This window comes from Roseimicrobium gellanilyticum, assembly GCF_003315205.1.
Taxonomy (GTDB): domain Bacteria; phylum Verrucomicrobiota; class Verrucomicrobiia; order Verrucomicrobiales; family Verrucomicrobiaceae; genus Roseimicrobium; species Roseimicrobium gellanilyticum.
In genome coordinates, this window is sequence record NZ_QNRR01000015.1 from 40,713 (window position 1) to 52,726 (window position 12,014).

Sequence of the window (12,014 nt, forward strand, 5' to 3'; positions counted from 1 at the left end):
CATCCATGAACATCCATGAACATCCATGTGCTCCAGATGATTCCATATCGGAGCTGTGCCTTGAACTGCTTCTCATCAAAGGCGGCTGAAAGCGGCTATGGCATTTTTCAGAATGCTCTACTCAGGATGTGCGCGGCCCGTCGTGATGCAATGGGATGCGTAGTGGGTGACTCGCACTCTCTCTGGGGTGGAACGTCAGCGTGAGCGGGTGGCCACGCAGGACGTGGGTGGACGAAGGCCCTCGGGGCTATCCGTGGATTTTAGATCTGAAATTTGAGATTTAAAATTGCGGGGAGAAGGGGCGAGGGCAGACGAGTCTCTTCGCACAGGTAGCGCTTGATTCTCCTGAGGATTACGATTTGCAGTGTCCCTGGTGCGGGCAGGGTGGCTTGCAACCGGCGTATCTGCGCCCGTTTGGCGACCGACCACTCTGGATCTGCGCGGAGTGCGATGCCTTGTGGGACCAGCCACACACTCCCAACCTCGATCACGCCAACCACTCTGTAGGCCTTGGCGGATGCATGGAGGCACACGGCGACACGGACGACTGGCACCTGGTGGTCCCGCGCGAAGTTTGAGGTGGGTGATTGCGTGACACGGCGGGCGATGGTGGTGCATGCTTTTTTCATGGCACGCGACGTGTCCAACTGGTATGCCTGGCGCTCACCTGTTCTTCACATGATGAGATTTGCATCCTCCATGGCCGTGACCGCTGCGTTGCTTCTGCTGACGCTGCCTGGCACGTCCTGCACCAGCACCTCTTTTTCATCTTCTCCCTCTGATGACGAGTCGGTTGACCAGCCGTTCTGGGGTGAAGGGGCGGCCGCGCGAGGGCAGAAGGTCATTCGGCTTGGCAATCCCAAGCGGCCGGCATGGGGCTGGGCGGATGTGCCGGTGGAAGTGGTGACGGTGGCAAAAACGCGGCTCAAGCCGCCGGCGTCCAGTTGGGATGTATCACACCACTGGCATGATGATGAGAGCACCTACGAAGTGCTCTGCCTCGACGATGATGACTCGGTGTCCTGCCTCTTCATCTGCACACGGGGCAAGTGGATGCTGATGGAAGGTGAGCAGGGCCTGCGGCAGACCTCGCTCATGGAGCATGACAGGCTCCAGAAATTGCGATATCTGTCTGCCGGGGATTTGAAAAGGCTCTGTGGTCGCATCGCGTATCTGGGCGCAAGGTCGGGCGGATATGTGCCGCATGCGGGGATACGCAATGAGGAGCGGGCTATCCGCGCCTGGTTGGGCGGTGAGGTGAAGGACGCTGACGTGCTGAGAAAGTACTGTGTGGATCCCGCTGTGGTGCAGGAGGGTGCCGCATACGTGATCACGTGGTACGTCCTCACGCGTGAGGGAAGCCTGGAGCTCTGGAATGCCCGTGCGCAAACGCTGGATGACGGCAGGCGTGAAATCGTTGGGATTACGTTTCGCGAAGTGTTGAAGAAGGGCTCCTTCCGCTGGGGGCTGGTGCCGTAGGTGGACGGTGGGGCGTGGAGGAGATGTGTTCCCGAAGTGTGCTGTAGGAATGTTGCATCGCGGTCTGGGAGTTTGGAGATGTGATGATGCGGCGGAGACGACTCTAAGCGGTGCTTCGCACACGCACTCCAAAGCGCTGCGCGCAAGGCGGCATGCGACAGGGTGGAGCCTCTGCCGGAGGTGAAGCCATCTCACGAGACGATTCGTGGGGGTTGTGCCTGACCTTAAAACATCTTGGACAAAGATGTAGCCGTTTAGAAGCTGAGTCGCGGAGCGACGGCCGAACCGGTGAATCTTGGGTGAGGTCATGGGTTCGGGTGTCGCTCCGCGACACTGGATGACCTCCCACCCACCCGGCCTTGAAAGGCCGGGCTAAGATACGATCGTCGCTCCGCGACTGCGGCATCCATGAGCTCCAAATGATTCCATATCGGGCTGTGCTTTGAGCTGCTTCTCATCAAAGGCGGCTGAAAGCGGCTATATCATTTTTCAAAAAAATGCTCTATCTACTCAGGGTGTGCATGGCTCGTCGCGATGTGACGGGATGAATGGTGGGTGACGCACTCTCTCTCTTGGGTGGAACGTCAGCGTGAGCGGGTGGCTACGCGGAGGAAGGGTGGACGAAGGCCCTCGGGGCTATCCTGTACTTACCTCACCCTATGCTGAAGTGGACTGCTCCACGGGCGACGCGGGATGAAGGCTCACTTGCTGAACAGGGCTGCATAGGTGAGTGGGAAATGCCGCTCGAGGTATTTCTTCCCATCGGATATCGGGGCGGTGGTCCACTCGTCTGTCAGCATTGCTCCCACGTTATCGTCATCGTTATTCTGCGGTGGTTGCGCTTTCAGCATTTCCGCCATGCGGGCATCGCCAGCCAGATGCAGGACTCTCCATGCGTTGCGCTGGTAGTCCGCTTCTGCCGCGTCCTCGAACTGGCCGGCAAAGACCCGGGAGAGCGCAGCGATATCGCCCGTGCTCGCGAGCAGCAGCGTGGGGTAGTAGTCATGGGGATGCGGCTGCAGGCCGGCAGCGCGGTGTTCCGCTTCCCTTTGCGCGGCTGCCTGCTTCCAGTGGGCGACGCACGGAGTGAAGTTCATCTTCATCAACGGCTCCTGAGGAAGGAGACGCACACGGCTGGCATGAATGAGGCCGGTGGTCCCATCCGGCAGCCAGACTTCCCAGTGGGTGGATGCGGGGAAGGGTTTCACGGCGAGGAATTTTTCCCCGGCCTTGACCGTGGCGATCACGTCGCCTTTCTCGTCCCGGACATTGCTGTAGCCATCTGGGTCTTCGATGGTCGCCATGGACTCGATGCCCCACTTCGCAGCATCGGCAGGTGGCAGCAGCGATTTGATCCACCTCTCCGTGGGACAGGAAATTTCGACAAGGCCAATGCCCGGAACGACGTCTGCGTAGGTGTAGACCTCCCGCTGCATGTAGGCGGCCTCACCACGTTCGCCGGCAGGAACGTCCGGGATGGGGAATGACTTCCCACCCGGCTCCACCCACGCATAAGCCTCTGGCATGCCCATGGCCAGGGAACCTTCACGCAGCACGTAGATGTGGGCGCGGTGCGAGGGAACCGCCAGGCGATGCAGCAGGGTGTGCCCCTCCAGGACGACCTTGTCATCGGATAACCGGACTCCCCTGCCCTTCTTCCCGAGGTCATCGTCCGAGAGACTCTTCAGGTACTGCATGATCCGCCGATCATCTGCAGTGAAGTGGTCTTCAGCGCCGGGCGCCGTGGCCACACAGAGGAGAACTGTGAAAAGGCAGAGCTTCATGACAGCAGACTGGTGGAGGGTTGGGATTCATCATCATCGTCCTCATCATCGGGACTCGTTGTGATAAACTTTGGGCTGGGGATGTATGTGAGACGAGGCTCTGGTGTGACAGCTATCGTTCTTGGTTCTTGGTTCTTGGTTCTTGGTTCTTGGTTCTTGGTTCTTGGTTCCTAGTTTCTGGTCCGAGGTATCGGCGACTGGTTTCACGCACGATGGAAAAAAGCACGAATTTCCCCTTGCCCGAGGAAAGTGCCGTCATAACATCACCCGGATACTGCATCGCGTAACTTTCGTGAGGCTCCTTCGCATCTGGACACGCGTGATGTGGTGCTTGTTCACCCGAAACAGATCACGCCATGACATTCCACATGACCTCCAAACTGGAAAAGCACATCCTGGCGACCTACCAGTATCTGCGCATCGGGCTGGCCGTGACTGGTATCATCTTTCCGGTGCTTCTCGCTCTGGGGGGCCGCTTCCACGGGCTCACCCTGGAGGGTTCCATGAGCGCCTACTACCATGCGAGCCCACAATCCCAGGCGGATGAACGGGTGAGCCGGGCGAAATTTGATATGGAGCATCCCAATCCAACGCAAGGGCAGCTGGAAGAGTGGATGGACAAGGCCCACACGCACCCCCATGAAGGGACCATGAGGGATTGGTTCGTCGGTCTCCTGTTTGTGGTGGGTGTCATGCTCTTCCTCTACCGCGGATTCACGTCGGCCGAGAACAATGCCCTGAACCTGGCCGGACTCTGCGCGGTAGGTGTGGCATTGTTTCCCACGAGCTGGAGAGCGAGCTTCGAGGGGCGTGAGCTGGATTTTCTCGGGTTCACCTTCTCCGTTCACGGAGCATGCGCGGTGCTGCTGTTTCTTTGCATTGCTTATGTGGCGATTTTCCGCTCGAAGGATACGCTGGACCTTCTCACGGATAAAAAGCAGCGCGAAAGGTACAGGAGACTCTATGTCATCCTGGGATGGGCCATGGTGGCCAGCCCGGTCGCTGCGTTCATCATGGTGAACTTGTTTGAATACAAGAAAGCCCTCGTCTTTGCCGTGGAGTTTTTCGGCATCTGGGTGTTTTCAGCCTACTGGGGTGTGAAGTCCAGGGAGCTTGCGAGAACACAGGCGGAGAGGAAGGCGGTGAAAGAAACCCTGGCGAGGGAGACCTGAGTCAGGCAGGTCCCCGCCTGGGACGGCTGCATTTCTGCAAGACGCCCGCGCGGAGACCCTGCGACCGCACGTGAGGCTGGCAATGCCTCACGGGGACGCCAGGCAGCCTGATAAGCTTTTTACGGACTGGGCGATGATCTGAAATGAGAAGCCGTGCCTGTTTATTCGGCGAGTTCCTTCACCTGGATGTGGCGGTACTCCATGAGGTTGCGGTCGGCTTCGAGGCCGAGGGGGCCTGACTCGGGAATCTTCAAGGGAGCGGGCAGGACTTCGCCATTGCAGGTGGCCTTGATGGCGCCGCCGGTGACGGTGATCTCGATGTCATTCCACTCCTGGGGCTTGTACTGCTTGAGCTCCTTGAAGGGACCGGCGACGAGGTAGTCGCGGCATTGCAGTTGATTCTTGATGTCGCGGATGAAGATGCCGCTGTCGGCATTCACGGAGGCGCGGAACTGGAGCTTGAGCACGAAATGCTTCGGGAGGTTTTCGAGCATCCAGAGCTGGCGGAGCTTGGGCCCCTTGGCCTTGTCCTCAGGGTTCACGGCGAGGATGCCGTCCTTGGCGCTGTAGCGTTCATCGGTGGCCTTGGTGGCGGTGCCGAGGTCGGGCTCTCCCTGGTAGTGCCAGCCGCTGAGGTCCTTTCCATTGAAGAGGCTCTTGAACCCTGGCTCGGGTGTCCAGTCCGTGGCAGCGGGCTCAGCGGCGTGGGTGAAGGTGGTGGCCGTGAGCAGGAGGGCGCTGGTGAGGAAGAACGTGAGGCGGGTGACGAGATGGGAATGTGAGGCTGATGCTATTTTCATATGGATAGAGAGGGATGGGAGTGGATGATCCGAGGCGTGATGTCGCGGGTGCGGCGAATGAACGGGAGTGGCACTAACTCATACGCAATCGCGGTGGCAAGCCTTAGAGCATTTCGAATGAAGAGGAATCCGTGGAACAGGGATGACGCTGAGGTGATATTTGATGCTACATCCTGACATAGGTGGATACCGATTGAAATTCATTGCCCCAGGAGATCCATATCTCGCACATCCCGACCTTGCGCCCAGCCCATCGCGCGTATAAGACAGAGACCGCTATGGGGCAGCACCCCCATCCTGCTGGGAATCCGGCATTACTCCAACGGAGTGGATACTCCATCCAAATGGTGAATGAATGGCCATTGGAGTGGAATTTCAAATACGGAAGGGAAGACCATTCTGGGTGGAATCATAACAACTCCACCCTATAAAAAAAATGGTTCCTCTCTCCACTGCAAAGATTGATACCACCGGCGAACTGATGAGCCGCCGGCACTTCCTCCACTCCCTCCTGAGCGGATTGACTCTTGGTCATGTCTGCGACGGCACCTATGCACACGCACCCTCCCGCTCCAGCTTTTCGCTGAGCAGCGATAAACTGGTGAGAGAGGCCACCCAACTCTCCATCCCTGGTGGCAAGCTGATGCCGGTGCCGAAGTTCCTCGTAGTTCACTTCACCTGCGGCATGTCCGGTCGCAGCTCCGTGGCCTGGTGGAACAAGCCCCAGGCGAAGGGGGTGAATGCCCACTTCGTGATTGAGCGCGATGGCGAGCTGCTCCAGTGCCGCCCGTGCAACCGCATGTGTGCACACGCGGGCCCTTCCATATGGAAGGGTGTCCGCGGCCTGAATGCATGCTCCATCGGCATCGAACTCGCCAATGCCGGCAATGCAGTGCAGCAAGGCCTGCTGTTCGGCAAGTACCGAGCCCCACATGGTGTCACCCGGGCCACGCACAAGAACGGCCTGACCGCGGATTGGGAGAACTACTCTGAAGCGCAGTTGAAGACCTGCTTCCAACTGGCTGCGATGCTTCACGAGGAGTACCAGTTCCAGGACATCGTGGGCCACGATGACATTGCTCCGCTGCGCAAGAACGATCCGGGGCCGCTTTTTCCCATGGAAGCTCTGCAGAATTTCTGCGGCCTCACACCAACCACGAAGCAATAGCGGCAACCGGTGAGTAACGCTCCTCCCACACCCGCTCTTTCACAAAAGCGCGGGTGTGTTCTTTGGATCAAACAGGGGCCAATCAATCACCGACAATGCGTTGAACACTCCGAACGCAGTCCTTGTCTGTGGAAATCCGTGCGCACCAACAACACAACCTTTTTCCAGTTTCTACTTTAGTAGAGTTTCCCGTCAGCTCCCGCATGGGAGCTATGGTCACCGGAATCCGGCAGAGATCTCTTCCACCAAAACAGTCACCCCATCCTACCCAAATCCATGATCTCACATACCTCCCCTGAAGGTCCCCACGGTCCAAGTCCGTCAGAGATGATTACAATCGCCCTCAAGGGCCTGGATCAACACAGCAAGGCCACGCGCTCCCAAGTGGTAGCCACGCTGAAAGCCTGCGGCCTGACGGTCAACGAGCAGGCCGCCGTGCTCGACCGCTGCCCCGCTCAGATCAACAACATCGCCAACGAAAGCATCAAGATGACCCTCAGCTTCTCGGACAAGTTCCTCAACGAACATGCCTATTCCGGCTTCAGCTTTCAGGATGTGATCGACGCCAGCGAAAAGGACCTCGGCATCAAGGAACGTGAAGTGGACGAAGTCCGTCGGGACATCCACCGCGACCGCGCTCGTGGCCTCATCAAGATCTGGATCAAGATGGGCCTGGTGACGGAGACTGCTCCGGAGCAGTATCACGTTTCACAGAAGCACATTGATGCCCGCCACTTCAACGAGACCCCCCCCGAAATCCGCATGCTGCGCCTGCTAGTCTCCCACACCACCAGCAGCCTGTGGATCGCGGAACTCAGCGAACAGGAGTTCCTCCGCTTCTACACACCGCTGAAGCATCTGTCCGAAACGCCCTTCGAAGATGCCGTGAACGCGGAGGAGAAGGAACTCAAGGGACAGTCGAAGAAGAAGAAGAAGGAGCGCGCTCCCGTGACTCCTCCCACGAATGAACTGGACGCCCACTATGGCATCGTGGGTGGTGTGTGGGAGCTGGAGTCTGGCCGCTTCCACGATGACATCCGCGTGAAGGACACCCTGGCATCTGCCGTGAGCGCGCAGATGGAGGGTCGTCTTCGCGGCTGTATCACCTCCATCTACGGCCCCATGGATGAGACCGGCATCAACAACCTGCGCGCCAAGTGGAGCGGCATCATCGAGGCACAGAAGAAGCTCTCCCTCGCCGCTCCCACCCGCCGTGGCCCGCGCTCGAAGAAGGTGACCGGTGAGATGGTCAAGCGCAAGTACGTCTTCGCCTATGCGCTCTGCCTGCTGGAGACGCCCCGCCCCCTGCCCCGCGAATAGTGGGGGCCTCACGATCCGCGTGAGGCTTCGCCGGCCTCACGCAAACAGCCAGTTCAAATCTTTTCATCAAACTTCAATCAACAAAAACTATGAGCACCAACATGAAAGCGACCTCCATTGTCACCGTCCTCCTCCTTAACGTGTTTGCAAACGGATGTCCTCTTCTGGCGGCGGAGCACCCGCGAGAGCAGGCCTCGATCAGGTTCCCAGGGCACAGCATCTCCGAGGTTCTGGGACAACGAGGCATTTCGTCTTCCCCGGGGACTTCAGGGACCTACGACACCGTGGATTCTGTCATGCACGATCGATCACCTGAAAGGGGGGCCATTTGTTCAGCACATAAAAACGGAACTCTCCAGTCCTAACTAGAGCATTTAAATAAAGCCATAGCCAATTCGAATTGACCTATGGCAGCTCGTCCCGGAAGGACGCTGGATGGTAGCCGGTGGTGTAGGGAGCCTCAGCGACCGCAACCACCGGATCTACGCACCAAACGTTCTTGCGTCCCGGACGGGACGTCGGAGGAGTGTCATAGACTTCCGGCACGGGGAAAAGACCATGGCCACCTCTTCCGCCGTCCCATCCGGGACGGAGTAGCTTTGGCATCCATGATCCGGTGGTTCCCGGCCTGATTACAGGCCTCCACCACCGGCTACCATCCAGCGTCCCTCCGGGACGAATTTGCCTTTATTCTCCTTATCGACGGCTACAGTCTCCGGGACGAATACGCCTTTATTCTTCCTGTCGACGGCTGCAGTCTCAATGAAAATGCTCCAACTCATCGGTGTAGCATCACTCTTTCTTGAAGTCAGGAGTCGTACGAGCCGTTCCCGGCCAGGGCGACACACCCGACTTCTACCAAAGCAAGAATGGATTGCGCAGGCTCTCCGGCCCGGCATGAACCCGGCTGCAGCGGGCTCATTTCCTCCCGGAGGATGCGGCCTTCACTCACACTCTCCAACTTTCTGAGGGACCCACGGGACGGAATCTCCCCCCCGGAGGGTCTCTCATGCATTGATGTCAGAGGCTGAGATTCCTCCGGGCCCTGATGACCTGCCTATGCGCATGAGTGAAAGACAGCAATGGAGATGAATAGGCGACTGTCAGCGCCAGATACGTATCGCGTGCCGGTCCGGAAGAAGGTGGAACGTCAGCCGATGCGGGTGGAGATGCCGGACGCGGGTGGACGAAGGGCCTCCGGGCTGCCCTGTCCTGTCCTGTGCTGAGGTCGAGCGATGCAGCATCAAGGCAATTTCGATGTCGCCGTTCTTGAATGATGGAGGGCGGTCGTGGTAGCGTGAGATGTCCGTGAAATCTCCGGAGAAAGGAAGTCCCGTGCATTCAGAGTCCGCAGCGCAGTCACAGGAACAAACGCAGAAGGCGGGGGAACTACGCGCTCGAAAATTACGTGCGCTTGATTTGTTATTGGTGGGCACAGTGGTGTGTGTGCCCTCGATCATTGGTACCCCTGGGGAAAGGTTCCTGCCTCCTCCGGTGTTGGATGCTCACGGGCACCCCATGCTGAATGCGGAGGGTGAAACGATACGGAAGCCAACACCCTCTTACTATATAAAGATCGCACTACTGCCTTGGAACATCGGCATGTATCTGGGTACGGGCTTGATGGTGGCGGCAGGGGTGGTGAGATTCCGCCGTGCATCCGCGAACACGGCGCCGGCAGCGGCCGACACACATGCTCGCGATGGACAAATCTGATGGCCAAGGGGCGTGACAACCGTGACCAGGCAACTCACCTGCCGTGAGGATGGCGAGCCCACACATTTCTTCCCAGCACCCATGAGACCCTATGAACGGTACTTCATCGCAGCTCTCCTCGCTTTCATTCTACAATCGGCGGTGCACTATGACATGCCCCACTTCGGCGATTGGAGGGATGTCGTGAAGTTCCAACTTACGAAAGACTGGCTGGCAACACTGATGTCACTGACATCGCTGGCTCTTTTGATCACCGGGGGCGTCAAATACAGGACAGAGCGGCAGGCAAAGAAGTGACATTCCACGCAAAGGTGACACTGACGCCGGTCTAGGGCGGTTTAAACCAAGTCGTGGCCTTGGATCAGGGGTGACTTGCCGCACCGCGACCAGCGGTCGCAGCCACAGCGGTTGGGGTGGCGCGCCCCAAGACGAAAATGGCTACTCTGTAACTTAAACCGCTCTAGCGTCAATGCGAGTGGGCGGCGATCATATTGGAGGTGGGCGAAGGGCCTCAGGCCAATCCCCTGCCCTGCCCTGCCCTGCCCTGCCCTCCTCCGATCATGCGGCCTCTGCCTGGGAGAGACCGTCGCGAAACTCCTGCTCGCTCTGGATGTGAAACTGCAGGGGGGATGACCGCAACTCATTCTGCAGGGCCTGCTTTGCGAAGCGGAGAGCTTGGAGCGTTCTCCTATCCCCTGTCACCAAGGTGTTCGCGGTATCGATATTCAGATGCATGCAGATCATGCTGTCTTCGCAATCGTTGGGATCGATGTGAAGCACGGCTGGAGTCACGTCCTCTTCGCTCGAGAGCCTCGTGCGGCTGGAAGCTGCCCGCAAGTAGTGCGCAGCACGGTAGTAGTCGTAGACGCTTCTCATGAATTGGGAATAGCCCACACGCATCAGCAGTTCCCGACGCTCTGGGCGGTCCGCCTCAGGCAGGGCCGCGAGGTATCCATCCGTCATGTTGCGGATATCATTGCTCGCGAGCGTCCACATGTCCTCTTCCCTGATGAGATCGCTGGCGGCATAGGAGAAATTGATGAGGATCTCCCGTGCTTTGATCGTGATGGACTCGACGTACTCGCTCTGAATCTCATCCAGCATCCGGAAGGTATTCCCTGCGGCATCCTGGCAGCTCACCATTTCTCCCGAAGGAGCCTGGACCTGCTGTGCATAGAATTCCTCCAGGGTGTTGCTCTGCGACAGGACCTCAAGCACGCGCTCGAAGAGGAGCTTGTCCTCCAACCGGCTGGGATGCAGCAGGCTTCCCAGTCCGCAGGAGATGGCATGCACGGCATAGGGATCATGCAGCATGCGGGGCACCTGGCATTTCAGGACATTGCCACGGACACGATCAAATTTCCCCGCCTCCTCCAGGTGGCTGAAGATCTCAAGAAATGAGATGGTGGAGATGGCGATGTCGCGCTGACCTCGTGCTTCCACCAGCCGGGCCCGGGGGATGGACTGGAGTGCGCATGTATCGAGGATATGCATGGGAGGACGGTTCAACGTATTGAGCTCCCAATCAAGCGCGCAGGATTCACGCGCCGATTTTCCAATGCGCGGGGGGGCTTCGAGTCCTTCATCCCGTGTGCCAACGCGTCGCCAGCGGCAGGAGGTTCGCGAGGGGTGGTGCTACGCGGGGAAGAGGTGGAACGTCAGTCCCCTTCAGGTAGCTATGCCGGACGCGGGGGGACGAAGGGCCTCCGGGCTGCCCTGACGGATTTCAGATTTGAAATTTGAAATTTGAAATTTGAGATTTGAGATGGTGGGGAGAACGAGGATGAGGTGGAGCAGGAATGGGGTGCGCCCGGAGGTCCCGGAAATGCGGGGAAAGTGAAATGGCAATTCACTTTTCCTGACATTCGGTAACACCGGTCCGGTCGCTCAAAAGGGTTGCGGTGGAGGGTGTGTTTGCTATGATGTTCACGTGAACACTTCCATATGCAGTCACCTTCCTTGCCTCGTCCTGCCGCGGACGTCGCGGGCGTGGGGGTACTCCTAGGCTTTCTTCTTGGGAGGCTTGGGGCCGGCGGCTTTTTTCCCCTGGTCGGGGATGAGCGAGCGGAGCCAGTCGGCGAGGGTCTTTCCCTCGCGCCTGGCGGCCTCCATCATGGCAGTGGCCTCTTCTTCGGTGGCGTAGAAACCGACCATACGCTTTCCGGCTTTTCTCTGGTTGGGCATGGTGGTGACGAGACACCGTCTGAAAAGATTCTTCAACATTTTTCTTGCGGGTGTCTATGCACCCATGTTATTGGTGTCTATACACCTACTATGAATGCAATTGTGTATGTCAACACGCCGCTGGAGGCCCCGGAGCATGCGGCCCTGGCAGCTCTGGCACGCCGGGAGGGTCGGGCCAAGGGACAACAGCTCCGGCTGCTGGCCATCCAGGCGATGCGGGACCGGAACCAGGGGAGGAGCAAGAGCAGGAGCAGAGGCATCATGCCCGCGGGCTCTGACTCGTATGTGCCACACGCGCCGGCTCCCCTGCCCTCGTGCTCGTGTTCCTCTTCCCCCTGCTCGTGCTCGTGCTCGGATGCTGGAGCGGCAGGCTCGCCGAAGGTGCAGCTGG

At 58.7% G+C, this 12,014-nt stretch carries 11 protein-coding genes; 5 read left to right on the forward strand and 6 right to left on the reverse strand.

Annotated elements, in window-relative coordinates:
- Positions 1 to 260 precede the first annotated feature (260 nt).
- Complete coding sequence (locus tag DES53_RS33285) at positions 261 to 629, reverse strand: hypothetical protein (RefSeq protein ID WP_170157483.1); 369 nt, start codon at positions 627 to 629, stop codon at positions 261 to 263.
- 49 nt (positions 630 to 678) lie between these two features.
- On the opposite strand from DES53_RS33285, the gene DES53_RS28135 reads away from it, so the two are divergent.
- On the forward strand, positions 679 to 1,479 hold the full coding sequence (locus DES53_RS28135) for a hypothetical protein (RefSeq protein ID WP_147263671.1): 801 nt from the start codon (positions 679 to 681) through the stop codon (positions 1,477 to 1,479).
- Positions 1,480 to 2,180: 701 nt separating this feature from the next.
- Here the strand turns inward: DES53_RS28135 and DES53_RS28140 are convergent.
- Complete coding sequence (locus DES53_RS28140) at positions 2,181 to 3,263, reverse strand: hypothetical protein (RefSeq protein WP_113961682.1); 1,083 nt, start codon at positions 3,261 to 3,263, stop codon at positions 2,181 to 2,183.
- Between the two features lie 368 nt (positions 3,264 to 3,631).
- On the opposite strand from DES53_RS28140, the gene DES53_RS28145 reads away from it, so the two are divergent.
- Positions 3,632 to 4,435: a hypothetical protein gene (locus DES53_RS28145; protein WP_113961683.1), complete on the forward strand. Its 804-nt coding sequence runs from the start codon at positions 3,632 to 3,634 to the stop codon at positions 4,433 to 4,435.
- 161 nt (positions 4,436 to 4,596) lie between these two features.
- Here DES53_RS28145 and DES53_RS28150 read toward each other — a convergent pair whose 3' ends face one another.
- Positions 4,597 to 5,235 carry a 3-keto-disaccharide hydrolase gene (locus tag DES53_RS28150; protein WP_113961684.1) on the reverse strand — a complete coding sequence of 213 codons (639 nt, stop codon included), beginning with the start codon at positions 5,233 to 5,235 and terminating at the stop codon, positions 4,597 to 4,599.
- 436 nt (positions 5,236 to 5,671) lie between these two features.
- On the opposite strand from DES53_RS28150, the gene DES53_RS28155 reads away from it, so the two are divergent.
- Both DES53_RS28155 and DES53_RS28160 read left to right on the forward strand, forming a co-directional pair.
- On the forward strand, positions 5,672 to 6,403 hold the full coding sequence (locus DES53_RS28155) for an N-acetylmuramoyl-L-alanine amidase (protein WP_113961685.1): 732 nt from the start codon (positions 5,672 to 5,674) through the stop codon (positions 6,401 to 6,403).
- 276 nt (positions 6,404 to 6,679) lie between these two features.
- Positions 6,680 to 7,723 (forward strand): hypothetical protein, encoded by a 1,044-nt coding sequence (locus tag DES53_RS28160; RefSeq protein ID WP_170157485.1) that lies wholly within the window; start codon positions 6,680 to 6,682, stop codon positions 7,721 to 7,723.
- 405 nt (positions 7,724 to 8,128) lie between these two features.
- On the opposite strand, the gene DES53_RS32635 is transcribed toward DES53_RS28160, so the two are convergent.
- Positions 8,129 to 8,329: a hypothetical protein gene (locus DES53_RS32635; RefSeq protein WP_147263674.1), complete on the reverse strand. Its 201-nt coding sequence runs from the start codon at positions 8,327 to 8,329 to the stop codon at positions 8,129 to 8,131.
- A 1,191-nt stretch (positions 8,330 to 9,520) separates the two neighbouring features.
- Here DES53_RS32635 and DES53_RS28170 point away from each other — a divergent pair.
- Complete coding sequence (locus DES53_RS28170; RefSeq protein WP_113961688.1) at positions 9,521 to 9,736, forward strand: hypothetical protein; 216 nt, start codon at positions 9,521 to 9,523, stop codon at positions 9,734 to 9,736.
- 261 nt (positions 9,737 to 9,997) lie between these two features.
- Here the strand turns inward: DES53_RS28170 and DES53_RS28175 are convergent, their stop codons facing one another.
- Positions 9,998 to 10,933: a hypothetical protein gene (locus tag DES53_RS28175; RefSeq protein ID WP_113961689.1), complete on the reverse strand. Its 936-nt coding sequence runs from the start codon at positions 10,931 to 10,933 to the stop codon at positions 9,998 to 10,000.
- A 507-nt stretch (positions 10,934 to 11,440) separates the two neighbouring features.
- Positions 11,441 to 11,623 (reverse strand): hypothetical protein, encoded by a 183-nt coding sequence (locus DES53_RS28180; protein WP_113961690.1) that lies wholly within the window; start codon positions 11,621 to 11,623, stop codon positions 11,441 to 11,443.
- Positions 11,624 to 12,014 lie beyond the last annotated feature (391 nt).

Bases quoted from the DNA above. Each gene is read 5' to 3' on its own strand.
- DES53_RS28155 (WP_113961685.1), top strand. From the start codon at position 5,672: ATGGTTCCTCTCTCCACTGCAAAGATTGATACCACCGGCGAACTGATG.
- DES53_RS28140 (WP_113961682.1), bottom strand. From the start codon at position 3,263: ATGAAGCTCTGCCTTTTCACAGTTCTCCTCTGTGTGGCCACGGCGCCC.
- DES53_RS28135 (WP_147263671.1), top strand. From the start codon at position 679: ATGATGAGATTTGCATCCTCCATGGCCGTGACCGCTGCGTTGCTTCTG.
- DES53_RS32635 (WP_147263674.1), bottom strand. From the start codon at position 8,329: ATGCCAAAGCTACTCCGTCCCGGATGGGACGGCGGAAGAGGTGGCCAT.
- DES53_RS33285 (WP_170157483.1), bottom strand. From the start codon at position 629: ATGAAAAAAGCATGCACCACCATCGCCCGCCGTGTCACGCAATCACCC.
- DES53_RS28150 (WP_113961684.1), bottom strand. From the start codon at position 5,235: ATGAAAATAGCATCAGCCTCACATTCCCATCTCGTCACCCGCCTCACG.
- DES53_RS28180 (WP_113961690.1), bottom strand. From the start codon at position 11,623: ATGCCCAACCAGAGAAAAGCCGGAAAGCGTATGGTCGGTTTCTACGCC.
- DES53_RS28160 (WP_170157485.1), top strand. From the start codon at position 6,680: ATGATCTCACATACCTCCCCTGAAGGTCCCCACGGTCCAAGTCCGTCA.
- DES53_RS28175 (WP_113961689.1), bottom strand. From the start codon at position 10,933: ATGCATATCCTCGATACATGCGCACTCCAGTCCATCCCCCGGGCCCGG.
- DES53_RS28170 (WP_113961688.1), top strand. From the start codon at position 9,521: ATGAGACCCTATGAACGGTACTTCATCGCAGCTCTCCTCGCTTTCATT.
- DES53_RS28145 (WP_113961683.1), top strand. From the start codon at position 3,632: ATGACCTCCAAACTGGAAAAGCACATCCTGGCGACCTACCAGTATCTG.